This window comes from Rhizobium sp. B230/85 (genome assembly GCF_019355735.1).
Classification (GTDB): domain Bacteria; phylum Pseudomonadota; class Alphaproteobacteria; order Rhizobiales; family Rhizobiaceae; genus Rhizobium; species Rhizobium rhododendri.
This window is the reverse complement of record NZ_CP072157.1, coordinates 1,379,059-1,394,321: the sequence shown is the minus strand read 5'-3', so window position 1 is coordinate 1,394,321 and position 15,263 is coordinate 1,379,059. Positions and strand designations below refer to the sequence as shown.

14 protein-coding genes and 1 pseudogene are annotated in these 15,263 nt (G+C 58.3%); 5 read left to right on the top strand and 10 right to left on the bottom strand.

All coding sequences use genetic code 11. The annotated features are described in order from the left end of the window. Nucleotides 1-14: 14 nt before the first annotated feature. The 4 genes and pseudogenes from J5289_RS24385 to J5289_RS24370 form a co-directional block, all read right to left on the bottom strand. A pseudogene (locus tag J5289_RS24385) lies at nucleotides 15-236 on the bottom strand (VIT1/CCC1 transporter family protein); the annotation flags it as partial. Nucleotides 237-667: 431 nt separating this feature from the next. Next, nucleotides 668-3,769: an efflux RND transporter permease subunit gene (locus J5289_RS24380; RefSeq protein ID WP_209207076.1), complete on the bottom strand. Its 3,102-nt coding sequence runs from the start codon at nucleotides 3,767-3,769 to the stop codon at nucleotides 668-670. Beyond that, entirely contained in the window at nucleotides 3,766-4,899 is a 1,134-nt protein-coding gene (locus tag J5289_RS24375; protein ID WP_209207078.1) for an efflux RND transporter periplasmic adaptor subunit, read from the bottom strand. Before J5289_RS24375 ends, J5289_RS24380 begins: the two co-directional genes overlap by 4 nt. Next, nucleotides 4,896-6,350, bottom strand: coding sequence for an efflux transporter outer membrane subunit (locus J5289_RS24370; protein WP_247750702.1), 1,455 nt, complete (start codon nucleotides 6,348-6,350; stop codon nucleotides 4,896-4,898). Before J5289_RS24370 ends, J5289_RS24375 begins: the two co-directional genes overlap by 4 nt. Before the next feature lie 300 nt (nucleotides 6,351-6,650). On the opposite strand from J5289_RS24370, the gene J5289_RS24365 reads away from it, so the two are divergent. Next, nucleotides 6,651-7,334 carry a response regulator transcription factor gene (locus J5289_RS24365; protein ID WP_209185833.1) on the top strand — a complete coding sequence of 228 codons (684 nt, stop codon included), beginning with the start codon at nucleotides 6,651-6,653 and terminating at the stop codon, nucleotides 7,332-7,334. Beyond that, the gene (locus tag J5289_RS24360) at nucleotides 7,334-8,599 is read left to right on the top strand and encodes a HAMP domain-containing sensor histidine kinase (RefSeq protein ID WP_209207080.1); all 1,266 of its coding nucleotides are present in this window, start codon (nucleotides 7,334-7,336) and stop codon (nucleotides 8,597-8,599) included. Before J5289_RS24365 ends, J5289_RS24360 begins: the two co-directional genes overlap by 1 nt. A 70-nt stretch (nucleotides 8,600-8,669) precedes the next feature. Here J5289_RS24360 and J5289_RS24355 read toward each other — a convergent pair whose 3' ends face one another. Continuing rightward, nucleotides 8,670-10,079: an amidase gene (locus J5289_RS24355; protein ID WP_209207081.1), complete on the bottom strand. Its 1,410-nt coding sequence runs from the start codon at nucleotides 10,077-10,079 to the stop codon at nucleotides 8,670-8,672. Between the two features lie 124 nt (nucleotides 10,080-10,203). On the opposite strand from J5289_RS24355, the gene J5289_RS24350 reads away from it, so the two are divergent. Further along, on the top strand, nucleotides 10,204-10,770 hold the full coding sequence (locus J5289_RS24350) for a TetR/AcrR family transcriptional regulator (RefSeq protein ID WP_142831664.1): 567 nt from the start codon (nucleotides 10,204-10,206) through the stop codon (nucleotides 10,768-10,770). Nucleotides 10,771-10,910: 140 nt separating this feature from the next. On the opposite strand, the gene J5289_RS24345 is transcribed toward J5289_RS24350, so the two are convergent. The 5 genes from J5289_RS24345 to J5289_RS24325 form a co-directional block, all read right to left on the bottom strand. Continuing rightward, nucleotides 10,911-11,189 carry a hypothetical protein gene (locus tag J5289_RS24345; RefSeq protein ID WP_142831663.1) on the bottom strand — a complete coding sequence of 93 codons (279 nt, stop codon included), beginning with the start codon at nucleotides 11,187-11,189 and terminating at the stop codon, nucleotides 10,911-10,913. Between the two features lie 9 nt (nucleotides 11,190-11,198). After that, nucleotides 11,199-11,498 carry a DUF982 domain-containing protein gene (locus J5289_RS24340; RefSeq protein ID WP_209207082.1) on the bottom strand — a complete coding sequence of 100 codons (300 nt, stop codon included), beginning with the start codon at nucleotides 11,496-11,498 and terminating at the stop codon, nucleotides 11,199-11,201. A gap of 74 nt (nucleotides 11,499-11,572) precedes the next feature. Beyond that, the gene (locus tag J5289_RS24335; protein ID WP_142831661.1) at nucleotides 11,573-12,046 is read right to left on the bottom strand and encodes an Hsp20 family protein; all 474 of its coding nucleotides are present in this window, start codon (nucleotides 12,044-12,046) and stop codon (nucleotides 11,573-11,575) included. 259 nt (nucleotides 12,047-12,305) lie between these two features. Continuing rightward, entirely contained in the window at nucleotides 12,306-12,596 is a 291-nt protein-coding gene (locus tag J5289_RS24330; protein ID WP_142831660.1) for a hypothetical protein, read from the bottom strand. Nucleotides 12,597-12,691: 95 nt separating this feature from the next. Next, nucleotides 12,692-12,964, bottom strand: a complete 273-nt coding sequence (locus J5289_RS24325) for an usg protein (RefSeq protein WP_142831659.1) — start codon at nucleotides 12,962-12,964, stop codon at nucleotides 12,692-12,694. A gap of 271 nt (nucleotides 12,965-13,235) precedes the next feature. On the opposite strand from J5289_RS24325, the gene J5289_RS24320 reads away from it, so the two are divergent. After that, on the top strand, nucleotides 13,236-13,550 hold the full coding sequence (locus J5289_RS24320) for a co-chaperone GroES (protein WP_142831658.1): 315 nt from the start codon (nucleotides 13,236-13,238) through the stop codon (nucleotides 13,548-13,550). A gap of 53 nt (nucleotides 13,551-13,603) precedes the next feature. After that, complete coding sequence (groL, locus tag J5289_RS24315) at nucleotides 13,604-15,232, top strand: chaperonin GroEL (RefSeq protein WP_209207083.1); 1,629 nt, start codon at nucleotides 13,604-13,606, stop codon at nucleotides 15,230-15,232. Nucleotides 15,233-15,263 lie beyond the last annotated feature (31 nt).

Below are 15,263 nucleotides of genomic sequence, written 5' to 3'. Positions count from 1 at the left end.
ACTATGCAGTGTTCACGCTGACTAACGGATACATACTTGCCAGCCGCCATCGACATTGCACCCGCCACCATGCCGGCAATGGCGGCCACGAGTATATCCGAAGAAGCAGTGGAGGTGGACGCTACACCAACGATCAGGCTCGCCGTCGCGACGATACCGTCATTTGCGCCGAGAACCGCGGCGCGAAGCCAGCCGATGCGAGAGACAAGATGGTTTTCTACGTGCAATCGCTGAATGAGAACAGCCAATTCCGGATTGAGACAATTCAAGATTCAAAAAGACCGCGTCGAGAGCGCCTATTGAGGTCATAATACAGGAACAGGACGGAAAGAACGAGCTCGTTGCGCAGAATGTCCAGGACCTAGGCGTCTGTGTCCCCGAATAAGCGGTCAAGACCAAGGTCAGCCGAGCGTTAGTCCTCCAATCGGAAATCTCCTCGGCCCATAGCGCGTCATTTAGAGGGTGACGGGTGCCGAATTGAAGGTTAATCGGCTGCAGCGAGTCGTCGGCGCGCGCAAACCCGCCAGCGGGCCGATGCCCGTTCCGACCCGATGAGAATGACCGGCTTGCGGCTGCATAAGGGCGAAAGGCCGGCTTTGGACGCACGAAATCAGCGAGGGGCTTTTACCGTCGAGCCGAAGTCCTCCTGTGACTGGGATGATCCAGATCATTTTGTTGCCGTTGCCGTCGTCGTTTGCAGGCCCTCTGCCGACTGCTCCGCCTTGCTTGCGAACAGTCGTTTTAGCAGGCCGACGAGGTCGTCCACGAAGGTGTAGACGGTCGGGATGATGAGCAAGCTGAGGAACGTCGATGTAATCAGGCCTCCCAGGACCACGATCGCCATCGGCTGGCGAAAGCTCGAATCGCCGCCACTCAGGCTCATGGCGGCCGGCATCATGCCTGCTCCCATGGCGATGGTTGTCATGATGATGGGCCGGGCTCGCTTGTGGCAGGCGTCGACCAGTGCCTCGAAGCGCGCCATGCCGTTTCGGCGGGACATGATCGCGTACTCGACGAGGAGAATCGAGTTCTTGGACACCACGCCCATCAGCAGGATCAGCCCGATAATGGCTGGCATGGAGAAGCTCGTTCCCGTGATGAGGAGCGGTGCCAATGCACCGCCGAGTGCGAGCGGAAGCGCCATCAGGATGGTGACGGGCTGGAAAAAGTCATGAAAGAGCAAAACAAGGACCGCATAGATGCAAAAGATCCCGATGCCCATTGAGGTCCCGAAACTGGTGAAAAGCTCGGAACTGCGCTGCAACTCCCCCTGCTCCACCTGGTGAACACCCTGCGGAAGCTGGCGAAGTGCGGAGAGCGCCTGGGCCTCCTTGTTCACGTCCCCCAGGATGCGCCCGTTCAACTCGATGGACAGCGTGATGTTTCGGGCCCGATCGATCCGATCGAGCTCGGATGGACTGCCGCCGATCGAAATCGCGGCGATGCTTCCGAGCGCGACCTTGCCGTTCGCGCCGGCCACCTGCAGCTGCGATATGGCATCGATATCCTCGCAGGAGTTGGCATTGAAACGCACGCGGATTGGAATTTGGCGTTGCGGCAGATTGAGTTTGGCCAGTGCGTTGGAGTAATCGCCATTGGTGGACACCCGGACCGCCTCGGCGATCGTTTCCGATGTAATCCCCAGCGCCGCAGCCTTTGCGAAATCAGGCCTTATCTGGATTTCTGGGGCTTGCAGCGCTGCACTCGATGTGACCGCACCGATGCCCTTGAGTGTCCGGAGCTGTTCCTCGAGCGCACTTCCCGCCTGCTCCAGGCTGGTGGGATCATCACTGGCCAGCGTCAACTCGAGCTTGGTGCCATTACCGCCGGTCCCGACCTCGACGCGCACGCCGGCAAGAGAGGAGAGCGCGTTACGGATGTCGCTCTCGATCGCAGCCTGCTTTCTGCTGCGCTTCTTGATGTCGGTCAGGTTCACGACGAGGGTCGCCTTCGTCACATCCGCCGTTGTCGTGGAATCTATCCCGCTGCTGCTTGAGGAACTGCCGACGACGCTGAAGACCTGCGTGACATCGGTGAGTTTGGAGACGATGTCGCTCGCACGTCTCGATACGGCATCCGTCTGGTCCAGTGTGCTGCCGGGTTGAAGCGTCAGGGTGACCTGCGTTTGGGCGTCGTCCGAGGCGGGGAAAAAGCCGGTTTGCAGGAACGGGATGCTCGACAAGGACAGGACAAGGAAGATGCCGGTCACAAGCATCGTCATCTTGCGATGGTTGAGGCAGGTTTTGACCAGCGCAATATAGGCCCCCATGATCCGGCCGTCTGCCGCTTCAGCCTGACCCGGCTTCAACAGATAAGCGGCCATCATCGGCGTCAGAAAGCGGGCCACCAGAAGTGAGGATAGCACGGCGACGGAGGCAACGATCCCGAATTGCCGGAAAATCAGACCGGGAATGCCGCTCATGAAGGCCGTTGGTAGAAAAACCGCAACAAGGGTAAATGTGGTTGCGATGACGGCCAGACCGATTTCGTCGGCAGCTTCGATCGCCGCGTTCATCGGCGTCTTGCCCGCCTGGAGATGGCGGGAAATGTTCTCCACCTCGACGATAGCGTCATCGACCAGAATGCCGACCACCAGTGACAATGCTAAGAGTGTAACGGTATTGAGGCTGTAGTCGAAGAAATGCATCACCAAGAAGGTGGGGATGATGGAAAGCGGCAGGGCTATTGCGGACAGGCATGTTGCGCGGAAGTCCCGCAGGAATAGCCATACCACAATGACAGCGAGAATGGCGCCTTCGTAAAGCATCTCCATCGAGCCGTCATAATTTTCGATGACGGGATTGACTGTCGTATACGCATCGACGATCTCCACTTCGGGATGCTGCGACGCGAACGCCTTCATCTCCTTTTGAATATCTTCGGCAACGGCCGTGTCCGAAAACCCATTGGATCGCTTGATCTGAACGGCAATCACCCGGTCTCCATTCAGATAGGCAAGGGACGAGCGCTCCGCAAAGCTGTCCGTCACTTTCCCAAGCTCGTCGAGCCGGACACTCTGTCCCGTCGAGAGGGGGATCGCCAACGTCGCTATATCCTCGACGGACGGAACGGCACCGAGCGTGCGAATGGTCTGACGCGAAGAGCCGATGTCGCCGCGACCGCCGGACTTGTCCGACTGCACAGATTTAACCCGTGCAGACACATCCGATGCGGTCACCCCGAGCGAGGTCATGGTGTTGGCATCGAGGTCGATATGGACCTCGCGATCAACCCCGCCCAGCCGATCGACTTCCCCTACTCCGCCGACCGACAGGAGCGCCTTGGTCATGTCGTTGTCGACGAACCAGGAGAGCTCGGTCTCGTTCAGTTGCTTCGAGCGCACGGCGTAGGCGACGAGGACGGATGATTGGACCGTAACCTTCGAGACCGTTGGCGAATCCATTTCGGACGGAAGATCGCTCTTGGCGCTGTCGACCGCGTTGCGCACTTCGTTCAGTGCGCTTTCGCTGTTTTTTTCGAGCTTGAACGAGACGCTGATGGCGACAGACCCGTCGGTGATCGTCGTCGTTATGTGATCGAGAAGGCTCAGGGTCGCGAGCTTGTCTTCGATCTTCCGTGCCACCTCCGTCTCGAGCTGGGTCGGCGCCGCGCCTTCCAGCGATGCGGCAATCTTGATGGTGGGAAGATCCATGTCCGGAAAATTCTGGACCTGAAGCTTGGAGAACGCCAGCAGCCCACAAACGGTCAACAATGCGAAAAGCAGGATTGGCGGGACAGGGTTGCGGATGGACCATGCGGAAATATTCATTGTGCCGCCCCGTCAACCTTCACGAGCGCGCCTTCCGACAGGAAAGCACCGCCAGACTGAACGATTGCCTCATCGCCCTTCAAGCCAGAAGAAATTTCGACCCGGTTGTCCCTGCGGCGACCGACATCGACGCGTGTCCGGTGAACCTTGTGCGCCTGATCGATTGTGAAAACGTAATTGATGCCGTCTTTGAAGACCAAGCTGGATTCCGCCACAGTCAGGGCGTCCTTGTTGCCGATATCGATTGTCCCCGACACATAGAGGCCCGACCTGGGCTGCGGCTCCTTGGGCAAGGCCACGTACACGATCGAGCGACCCGTATCGGTGCTGACTGTCGGCGCGATGAGCCTGACGGTACCCCTGAAAGTCGCGCCGTCGGGCCGTCTGATCTCCGAGGTTTGCCCCTCTTTAATTTTCATAGGATATTGGGTCGGAATCTCAGCCTGCCACTCGATGCGTTGCTGACGCGTGAGGCGAAACAACTCCGTTCCTGTGGATACCACGGCACCCAAGGACGCGGATCGCGACGTGATGATGCCGTCATCGACGGCGGCAATCGTGGTTTGCGCAAGTTTGATGCGTTGGCTTGTAAGCGTGGCCTGTTCGGAATTGAGGTCCGCCTGCGCACTTTGTTCTGTCGTGAGATATTCAACTTGCTTCTGATCGGAAAGTGCTCCCGAACCGCTCATTTGGCGGGCCCGGTCAGCATCCGCTTTCGCCTTTGTCAGGGATGCCTGCTTGGATACGACAGCGGCTTCCTCCTTGCGCAGATCCGCAATTACGGTCTCCTGGTTGAGCCGAACCAAAATGTCGCCCTTTTTTACAACGCTGCCGACGTCCGCCAGGACCTCGGTGATACGCAGCCCACTCGTTTCGGATTCAATGACGGCTTCATGCCACGGCTTGAGCCAGCCGGTCGCCGGCACGGTTTCGGGCCAGTCCTTGGTTTCCGGCTTGACCGCGACCACCGTCAATGCAGCTGCTCCCTCGGTCTTTGCCTGTTCTTCCGCCGAGACCTGTGCCCCGCCTACCCAACAGGTGACGATGGCAGTCGCCAGCACCCGATGAACGAGACGGTTAGAGCGATGTCGGGAATTTTCAGTCGGTTCGATTTGGCGCGAATTTGTCATTGGGCGATTGGCTTTGCTCGTAGGTGCGGCGCTTCGACCAGGTCGCGCGCGGCAGGCTGTGAAATGTCAATTGGGCCGGTCCAACCGCCCCCGAGGGCTTTGTTCAGCGAGACGTAGTAAGTGGCGATATCGGTCCTGGTCTCGATGAGGTTCTGTTGAGCGGAGTACAGCGAGCGCTCGGCGTCCAGCACATCGAACAGATCGCCTTCACCGGATGTCTTGAGCTTTTTGGAGAGATTGGCGGCCGTGCGATAGCCTTCGACAGCCTTGCCGAGGTCCACCGACCGGGCACGCGATCGATTGAGGGAAACGATGGCGTTTTGAACGTCCTCCAAAGCGGAGAGGACGGCTGACTGATAAGCGAACACGTATTGGTCGCGCTGCGCCTTGGCGACATCGACCGCTGCCTTCAACTGGCCACCCTTGAAGATTGGGATTGTAAGCGACGGCCCGAACGACCAGCCGATCGTGGATTTCTTTCCGAGCTCCGAAACGCTCGCGGCAGATGAATTGATGGATCCGGTCAGGCTCACCGAGGGATACCGGTTGGCCTCAGCCTCACCGATCTTTGCGGTCGCCTGGGCCAGTTGCCGTTCAGCCTGGCGGACGTCGGGTCGGGTGTTCAAGATGTCAGCGGGTATTCCGACCGATAGCCTCGGAGGAGGCGCTGGAAGCCTCGATTTCTTGCCAAGAAGGCCGTCAAGCAGGAGCGGGGACTTGCCGAGCAGCACACCCAACCTGTTGACGGACTTGGCATAGGAGATTTCATAGGTCGGGATATCGGCATGGGTGGAGGCAGCCTGCGCCTCGGCCTTGGAGACATCCACCATCGATGAGCCGCCCGCCCCATATTCCGTCCGTGTGAGCGATGCAGTCTGGCTCTGGGATTTGGAAGAATCGCGAGCCAGTTCGGTGAGCTGCTGGTATTCCCGTGCCTGAATGTAATAGGTGGCAACGTCCCCGATCAGGGTCACGAGCGTATCGCGCAATTCCTCGTCTGCCGCATCGACCCCGTATTTCGCGGCTTCCGCCGCGCGCTTGTTGCCTCCGAACAGATCGAGTTCCCAGCTTGCATCGAAGCCCGGCTGGTAATTGTTGTAGATCGTCGCCGGCGCGCCGGCGGCAGCGGCGGTGCGATTGCGCGTCGCAGATGCCGTACCCTCGAGCGATGGAAGCAATGTGCCCACCTGCTCTCGATAGCTGGCACGCGCTTCGCGCACCTTGGCCTTTGCGGTGGCAACATCTAGGTTCGCGGCAACGGCCTGCGCGATGAGATCGTCCAGAATTGGGTCCTTCATTTGCTTCCACCACTCAGCCAACTGAGGCGGCTTATCGGCATGGACGGCCGCCTTCCCGCTCCAGCTTGCAGCCATAGGGAAGCTTGGCTTCTGGTAGTCCGGACCCACGACGCAGCCACTGAGCCCGCCGGCGACCAGAAGCAGCGCGCACAACTGGCGGGGCGCTCCGTTAAGGCCTGCCCAGAGACGATGATGTCGGGCAACATGGAAATGGCGGTTGGCCGGTAATGCGCCGTTGGACCTGGGAGGAGCATTTTCACGGACGCTCGGCCAGAGAAACCGGGCTTGGGCTATGGTCATCTTGGTCAAACTGGCTCCGAGGCAATTGCCGACGGATCTTCTGATAGCGACTGCGATGTTAAGCGCCGTTAAGGAAGTGTAAAGTTGTGTAAAACTTCTACCGGTTCGCCGTCTTCTGTATATTCGTTTACCTCTGACAACGTGGAAGCCAAGATGCCGAAAGTTCTTCTCATCGACGATGATATCGAGCTGACGACGCTTCTCAGCGAATATCTCGTGGAAGAGGGATTCGACGTCGAAACATCGACTGACGCCCGGGTCGGCATCTCCGGTGCCGCCGACCAATCGGTCGACATCATCGTTCTCGACGTCATGATGCCGAGAATGAACGGCATCGATGCGTTGCAGCGTATCCGCCGCCTTGGCAATGTTCCCGTCCTGATGCTCACGGCGAAAGGGGACGACATCGACCGGATTTCCGGCCTTAACCTCGGCGCCGACGATTATGTCGCCAAGCCCTGCTCTCCGGGTGAGCTTGTCGCGCGCATCCGCGCCATCCTCCGGCGAGCCGGAGGCCGACTTGATGAACAGGATATTCTTCGTGTCGGCGACCTGATCCTGAATTCTGCGGGCCGAGCAGCGCAATGGCAGGGAAAGCCGCTGGAATTAACGGGTGCCGAATACAATATTCTCGACGTGTTGGCGCGCAACGCCGGACAGCTTGTACCGAAACAGGAAATCTCCCGGCGTGCATTCGGTCGACCGCTGACGCCGTTTGACCGGCGCATAGATGTGCACATCAGCAGCGTCCGTCAAAAGCTCGGTGTTCGTGCTGACGGCACCTCGTGGATCCGCGCGATCCGTGGGCAAGGATACCAGCTGGTGCAGGCACTCTGATGCGGAGGCTCTTCTGGAGAATTTTCGCGATTGTCTGGCTGACGATGGCGGCGTCGCTTGCGCTATTGTTCGTCATCAATTCCGTTTTCGGCGTATTACCCCTCCCCGAGGAACTTCGCGATCAAAGAACAGGCCTGGCACTTGATACAGCCGCAGTGCTCTTGGCGAAAAACGGTGTTGGGATAACACAACAATACCTGACGGCAGTCGCCACGACACCCTCACCCGTTCATCTGAGCCTGGCGGTCATTGGAGATTCCATGGCATGTGCAACAAAGGTTACGGGTCAATTCGAGCGACGTATCCTCTATGGTGGCCAGTGCTATCAAGTGATCGCAGTCACAACAGAAATCGATTTTTTGGCGCGCAATCTGCCAAAGCTCGTCCCCTGGTCGTCGGCAATGCTCGCTGCTGCGGTTACGGCCTATTGGCTAGCCCAGTATCTGACACGACCGGTAGAGCAGTTGCGAGGCGGTCTTCGCGCACTTGCGCAGGGTCACTTCGATGTCAGGATTGGCGGCGACACCAATCTGAAAAGAGACGAGATTCAAGCGCTCGCCCATGACTTCGACGTGACAGCCGCCCGTCTTCAGGATTTCCAGGATATCCAGCGACGTCTTTTCCACGACGTGTCTCACGAGCTTCGGTCGCCCCTATCTCGACTTCAGGCGGCCGTGGGGCTGCTGAAGCAGAATCCCAGCCGGTTGCAGGCTATGGCCGAGCGCCTTGAGCGAGAGATCGCGCGGATGGATGACCTCGTCGGTGAAGTTTTGACGCTCGCGAGACTGACGGCGAGCGACAAACAGCCAATGGAGCGGCAGACTGTCGATCTGGTCGATTTGCTTCAGGAGATTGTCGATGACTGCGCTTTTGAAGGCGCCTCCCGCAACATCCACGTCACCTACGAAGGCGCGAAATCTTTCGTCACATCGGTAAATGGCGAGCTTATTTACAGGGCTATCGAAAACGTCGTGCGCAATGCCGTAAAATACGCGCCGCCGGATTCAAGGGTTGTCATTTGCGCAGAAAGAGCCGGCCAAAACTTCGTCATCACAGTCCTCGATGAAGGACCCGGCATAGCGAAAGACATCCTCGCCGCCATATTCCAGCCGTTCCGCCGTGGAAACGATGTGCCTGAAGGTACCCCCGGCTTCGGACTCGGATTGGCAATCACCAAACATGCTTTCGCCAGCCACAGCGGCCATGTGGAAGCGGAGCTTCCTGCCAAAGGCGGTCTGCTCATGCGGATGACACTTCCCGTTTGACCTGTCTTCTTGGAATGACAGCAGGCAACTGAGCACCGCGGTTATGCCGGAGTGCTCTGGTTGCGTCAATTCAGACGACGGGCCGCAGATCGCGAACCGTACTGACCGATTCCAGCAGTGCAGCAAGGTGCAGGATCGTCGTTTCTGCCTGCCACCTTGAAACCAACTGGATGCCGATCGGCATGCCGTCGTGGCTGGTACCAAACCGCATTGTCAAACCCGGCAGGCCAGTGACGTTCAGGGGCACGGTCGAGCCCTGGAGATAGGTCGCATCTACAGTCTGGCCGTTGATCAGGAACTCCGTAGTGCCATGTTTTTGGGCCGGGATTGGCTGCACAGGGGTGATCAGCGCATCGTAGCGCTGGAAATAGTCGGCAAAACCATCCCTCAGGCGCTCGGCCGCCTGCTCGGCTTCAATATAGTCCTTCATAATGGTGTCGGGCGCAGCAAGCATGGCTTTTGCCATCATGTACAATTCGTCCTGGCCGTGACCGGCCGTCGCCTCCGCGAAATCGGGCTTCATCTCCATCACGTGAAGGCGGTTGAACACATCGAGCGCAAAATCCTTCTCAAGCGCCGGAATACGAACCTGCTCAATGATCGCGCCCTGGCCTTCGAGCGCTTCGGCGGCGGCCTTAACGGTGGCGGCCACCTCCAAGTCGATCGGACCAAATCCAGGTTCGACCAGCCAGCCAACACGGATCGGACGATCTGGCGACGTCCCGACGCCCGTATCGAACTGGGCCGTGCTCGATGCAAAGCCATCCGCCCCGTCCGGCCCAACCATCAACGAATAGGCCAATGCGACGTCGCGAACGCTACGGGCCATCGGACCGACATGCCAGAAGCGGCGAGGTGCCCGCGGCCAGATCCCCGTCATGGGGATGCGGCCATGGGTTGCTTTCATCGATGTGATGCCGGTCTGCGCCGCCGGTCCACGGATGGAGATCGCCAGATCGGTGCCCAGACCCAGCGGCGACATGCCGGCGGCAATTGCAGCGGACTCGCCGCCACTCGACCCCCCAGGTGTGCGGTCGAGGTTCCAGGGGTTGTTCGAGCGGCCCGTAAGCAGGTTGTCGCTTTCGGTCCAGTAGGAGAATTCCGGAAGATTGGTCTTTGCCAGGAGGATGCCGCCAGCCGCCTTCATTCGGGCAACACTTGTGGCGTCGGCATCTGGAGTGCGGCCCCTGAAGATGGGCGAACCGCGCTGCGTGAGGACACCTGCTGTGTCGATTGAATCCTTGACTGTGAATGGGACGCCATGGAGTGGGCCGAGCTTTTCGCCGGCGAGGACGGATGCCTCTGCTGACCTGGCAGCGTCGAGTGCGCCTTCTGCCAGCGAGACGATCGCATTGACCTTTGGGTTGACTGAAGCGATCCGATCCAGGTGCGCCTGGACGACTTCAACGGGCGAGATATCCCTGGTGCGGATAAGTTCGGCCAGTTTGGTGGCATCGAGATTGGTGAGAGTTGTGCTCATGTGAGGCTCCTTTGAGATTCGCTTGTATATCTACCTAACGTTTGGTAGTCAAAAGCTAGAGCGTAAAAATTGGTTGGTCAAGCCCCTTCCTGCCGCTAGAACGAAACCGGAAGCGAGGTAGACAATGAGTTCGGATTCTCGAGAGAAGATTTTGCTGGCAGCCAGAACAATGGCGCAGGCGCATGGTTACGGAGGACTGAGCGTCCGCGATCTGGCGGCGGATGTTGGCATCAAGGCCGCAAGCCTCTACTACCACTTCCCGAGCAAGGCGGATCTCGCGACCGCCGTGGCGAAGCGATACTGGGAAGACTCGGCCGAATACCTTGAGGGTCTGCTGGCAGAGACGCCGCACGATCCGGGCCGCTCCCTGCATCGATATCCTGAGACATTTCGTTGGGCGTTGCAGAACGACAACCGCATGTGCCTCTGCAGCTTCATGGGTGCCGAGTACGACGACTTGCCTGAGGCGCTAAAAAAAGAAGTGCAGACTTTCGCCGATGTCAACGTGGCGTGGCTGAGCAAAACCCTTTTTGCTGCAGGGATTGTCGGCCATGAAGAGAGCGAAGCACGAGCTCATGCCATCTTCGCCGCCGTGGCCGGCGCCCAGCTAATGGCAAGGAGTCGATCAGACATAACACTCTATGATGCCTTGATCGACGCCTATCGCATTGCCGGGCTCCTTCCGGCATAGTGACAACAGAGTGCCCGGCAGTGGGGTCCACAAATGTCTTGCTAACGTCGTATCGCCCCCTGAAACCCGTGAGGTGCCGATGCGACGGTCAGCGGTCGCTCGAACAGGCGATCAAGCAGTTAGCCTGAACACGCAACCCATCAGATCCCATACCGCCGATCGAGCTCTTCGAGGCCAGATTGCACTTCATCGATCGCGATTGGCTCTGGCGTTCCTGGCAGTTGACGAAGGCCGGGCTTTGAGTCGATCGCATAGAAATCCGACGCCCACGCCGCGAGGATAGCGCGCTTGTCATCGACGGAAAGAGTCGGCGCTCTCACCACGTCGATCGGCCTCCGAAGCTTCATGCCCTGAATAAGAACCGATGGCCCCATCGCCATTGCATTGTTGGCGGCCTGCTGCAACATTGTGTGCATCATCGGTCTACCTCATCGTACCTGAGGATCCCGGTCGCGCCGCTGGCGTGACGCGGCGATCACGTTTGTTTCGGGCGCCAGCAGATCGTGTTTCTCGGCAAAGGCGGCAAACAGTCCCCGCACGGTCTCTGCTTCGATCTCACCCCGCAACGCGGCATTGCATGCCTTGAGCACAACCGAATGGGCTGGGTCTCTAAGTGAGGCAGGCCATTCGATGAGATGCCGGTAGGCGTCCATCACGCCGCATACTTCCGTCGGAAAGCCAAGACCGACAAGAATGGAAACGGGCTGTCTGAACATATCGGATTTCATAGCTCTCTCCTTTCCAACCCCGAATGTTGATGGGCGCCGCTACAACTGCGCCCGGTTTAGCCAAGACGACAGAGTCAAGCAGCCTTGCGAGCTTCGATCTGCGCGTGAGCGGCAGAGGTCAAAGCGGCCTCGTTTTGGATTGAGATTGTGCGCGGCTTTAGGGCCTCTGGGATGTCGTGAATGAGATCGATCGACAGGACACCGTTGCTCAGATCTGCTCCGTTCACCCGGACATGATCGGCAAGCTCGAACCGGTGCTCGAACGGACGGGCGGAGATACCGCGATGCAGGCAGCAATCGGTGGATGCTTCCTGCTTCCTGCCAGTGACAGTCAGCAGCTTGGACTGTAAGCTGATGTCGAGGTCGTCCCGGGCAAAGCCAGCCACCGCGATCGATATCCGGTAGGTGTCGTCATCATTCTTGACTATGTCGAAGCGCGGCCAGTCGTTGGTCAAGCGGGCGCGCTCAGCGTTTTCCCGAAGGTTGAGCACCCGATCGAAGCCGACGCTCGAGCGGAACAGCGGTGCATAGTCGTAAGATGTTGCCATAGCCATATCCTCCTCTAAGCAGCATGGTTACGGAAGCGCCAAAAGGCAGCGTCGGACCGATGTCGGACCTGTCATCAGCGGCTGACCTCATTCGAATTGGTTTTTGCAATTTTTAGGTTCAAGGGCCATTGTGAAAAAATTCGCTCGCCCTGTCCCGGACAAGAACTTCTCAAATGACACGCAGCCTGAAACACGCGGCAACGACCGCGCCGATCGTCCTTGTGAAACGGTCGGTTGGTCCGATTGTCTGCCTCGCGGCTTAATGTACAGAGCGGCTGATAACACGATGCGGATAAGCTGCCTTGAATTGCGATATCATCGCAAAGGCCTGCTGCAAGACCCGCTCGGCAACCTCGGGCCTGTCACGAGCAAGTTCATCGGCATTGATGCGGATTGCTTCTGCCATATTGGCCGACAGTATCGCAAAACGTCCCTCGCCATACACCACAGCCTCCTGTGAGGCGGTCTCAAGCCAACGGGCAAAATCGACGATGATCTCCTCCCGCTCGGGGATGCTTGCGCTTTTGATGATATTGATGTTTTCTTCCATGCGGCCTCACTCCATACAAACGTGGACAAGTCGGCAGAGCTCATCAAGCCTCGGCCGCCCGATGAGCTAGGAAGTGAGGAAATCAGCTTCAAGCCTCAGTGGAGTTGGAATTCCCCGTCGACGCGCCGCCACTCATTGGGGCCGATCAGGCGCTGGTGGCTATAACGCACCGAATGCAGCGGCCCATCGAGGGAAGCCTGCCAGAAATCCAAGAACCTGCGCATTTCGGGAAAGTCAGGGGCGAGATCGTAATCCTGCCAGACGTAGGTCTGCAGGACGGATTCGAAATCCGGGATGCGATAGAGAATATGGGCGGTTGTCAGCCCATAGCCTTTCAGCTGGCGCTCCAGATCAGATGAAAAATTCATGCTTTCATCTCCGTTTTGTGACATCAGGAGGATGCCTCAACTGTCTGCGGTCATCAACCTTTCCAAACGAAAAAATGATATTATCATGCCTTTCCAGAGTGTTAGCAGCCGTCAAAACCGAGTGCTAATTTTTCTCCGATACCCTCTTGAAATCAAAAAAATAGGAAAATAGATTTTTTTGCACGAAACGCTCAAAGAGGTTTCGTTCCCGCCCGACTGTGGCAATCCGGCCGGGCAACAACGTCAACATTGTTTGTCCATGGAGGAAAACATGTCGTTTAGACCGCTTCATGATCGCATTCTCGTCCGTCGCGTCGAATTTGAAGAGAAGACCAAGGGCGGCATCATCATCCCCGATACCGCCAAGGAAAAGCCGCAGGAAGGCGAAGTCATCGCCGTCGGGCCCGGCGCGCGGAATGAAGCCGGTCAGATCCAGGCGCTCGACGTCAAGGCCGGGGACCACATCCTGTTCGGCAAGTGGTCCGGCACCGAAATCAAGATCAACGGCGAAGACCTGCTGATCATGAAGGAAAGCGACGTCATGGGCGTTATCGAGGCCCAAGTCGAGCAGAAGAAGGCCGCCTGAGCCTGACCTGTCTAACCATCAGTCAAATAGCTGCCTATTGAGGAGTTAAAAAAATGGCTGCGAAAGAAGTCAAATTCAACACCGATGCCCGTGAACGCATGCTGCGTGGGGTCGATGTTCTGGCGAATGCCGTGAAAGTCACGCTCGGCCCGAAAGGTCGCAACGTTGTTATCGACAAGTCGTTCGGCGCACCGCGCATTACCAAAGACGGCGTATCTGTCGCCAAGGAAATTGAGCTTGAAGACAAGTTCGAAAACATGGGCGCACAGATGCTACGCGAAGTGGCGTCAAAGACCAACGATCTCGCCGGCGACGGCACCACCACCGCGACTGTTCTGGCCCAGGCGATCGTCAAGGAAGGTGCCAAGGCGGTGGCATCCGGCATGAACCCGATGGACCTAAAGCGGGGCATCGACATCGCGGTCGATGCGGTCGTCAATGAACTGAAAGCCAACGCTCGCAAGATCACCAGCAATTCCGAAATCGCCCAGGTCGGCACCATCTCCGCCAACGGCGACGAGGAGATCGGCCGGTATCTTGCTGAAGCAATGGAAAAAGTCGGTAATGAGGGCGTTATCACGGTCGAGGAAGCCAAAACGGCTGAAACCGAGCTGGAAGTCGTCGAAGGCATGCAGTTCGATCGTGGATATCTCAGCCCCTATTTCGTCACCAATCAGGACAAGATGCGGGTTGAGCTTGAGGATCCCTATATCCTCATCCACGAGAAGAAGCTTTCCAACCTGCAGGTGATGCTGCCGGTTCTGGAATCAGTGGTGAAATCCGGTAAGCCGCTGCTGATCATTGCAGAAGACGTCGAAGGCGAAGCGCTTGCAACGCTCGTCGTCAACAAGCTGCGTGGCGGCCTCAAGATTGCCGCGGTCAAGGCTCCGGGATTTGGTGATCGCCGCAAGGCGATGCTTGAAGATATCGCCGTCCTGACGGGCGGAACAGTCATCTCGGAAGATGTCGGTATCAAGCTTGAAAACGTCACGCTGAATATGCTCGGCCGCGCCAAGAAGGTGGCAATCGAGAAGGAAAATACCACCATCATCGATGGCGTTGGCTCAAAGGTCGAGATCGACGGTCGCGTTGCCCAGATCCGCGCTCAGATCGAGGAAACCACCTCGGACTACGACCGCGAAAAGCTTCAGGAACGTCTAGCCAAGCTCGCTGGTGGTGTGGCCGTGATCCGTGTCGGCGGATCGACCGAAGTCGAGGTTAAAGAGAAGAAGGACCGCGTCGACGATGCGCTGCATGCGACCCGCGCCGCTGTCGAAGAAGGTATCCTACCCGGTGGGGGTGTGGCACTACTGCGCGCGGTCAAGGCCCTGGATGGCCTGCCTACAGCCAATGACGATCAGCGCGTGGGGATTGACATCGTTCGTCGGGCGATCGAGGCACCAGTGCGCCAGATCGCGGAAAACGCCGGCGCCGAGGGTTCGATCATCGTCGGCAAGCTGCGCGAAAAGACCGATCTATCCTTTGGCTGGAACGCCCAGACCGGCGAATACGGCGATCTCTATGCTCAGGGCGTCATTGACCCGGCCAAAGTGGTGCGCACCGCGCTTCAGGATGCAGCCTCCGTCGCCGGCCTGCTGGTCACGACAGAAGCAATGATTGCTGACAAGCCCAAGAAGGACGCCGCACCGGCGCTGCCTGCCGGCGCTGGTATGGACTTCTAGCATCACGGAGGCCCGCCCGTGTACGCGGGCG

Excerpts from the sequence above, each read along its gene's own strand:
- J5289_RS24380 (WP_209207076.1), bottom strand. The coding sequence starts at position 3,769 with ATGAATATTTCCGCATGGTCCATCCGCAACCCTGTCCCGCCAATCCTG.
- J5289_RS24375 (WP_209207078.1), bottom strand. The coding sequence starts at position 4,899 with ATGACAAATTCGCGCCAAATCGAACCGACTGAAAATTCCCGACATCGC.
- J5289_RS24365 (WP_209185833.1), top strand. The coding sequence starts at position 6,651 with ATGCCGAAAGTTCTTCTCATCGACGATGATATCGAGCTGACGACGCTT.
- J5289_RS24360 (WP_209207080.1), top strand. The coding sequence starts at position 7,334 with ATGCGGAGGCTCTTCTGGAGAATTTTCGCGATTGTCTGGCTGACGATG.
- J5289_RS24355 (WP_209207081.1), bottom strand. The coding sequence starts at position 10,079 with ATGAGCACAACTCTCACCAATCTCGATGCCACCAAACTGGCCGAACTT.
- J5289_RS24350 (WP_142831664.1), top strand. The coding sequence starts at position 10,204 with ATGAGTTCGGATTCTCGAGAGAAGATTTTGCTGGCAGCCAGAACAATG.
- J5289_RS24345 (WP_142831663.1), bottom strand. The coding sequence starts at position 11,189 with ATGATGCACACAATGTTGCAGCAGGCCGCCAACAATGCAATGGCGATG.
- J5289_RS24340 (WP_209207082.1), bottom strand. The coding sequence starts at position 11,498 with ATGAAATCCGATATGTTCAGACAGCCCGTTTCCATTCTTGTCGGTCTT.
- J5289_RS24335 (WP_142831661.1), bottom strand. The coding sequence starts at position 12,046 with ATGGCAACATCTTACGACTATGCACCGCTGTTCCGCTCGAGCGTCGGC.
- J5289_RS24330 (WP_142831660.1), bottom strand. The coding sequence starts at position 12,596 with ATGGAAGAAAACATCAATATCATCAAAAGCGCAAGCATCCCCGAGCGG.
- J5289_RS24325 (WP_142831659.1), bottom strand. The coding sequence starts at position 12,964 with ATGAATTTTTCATCTGATCTGGAGCGCCAGCTGAAAGGCTATGGGCTG.
- J5289_RS24320 (WP_142831658.1), top strand. The coding sequence starts at position 13,236 with ATGTCGTTTAGACCGCTTCATGATCGCATTCTCGTCCGTCGCGTCGAA.
- groL (WP_209207083.1), top strand. The coding sequence starts at position 13,604 with ATGGCTGCGAAAGAAGTCAAATTCAACACCGATGCCCGTGAACGCATG.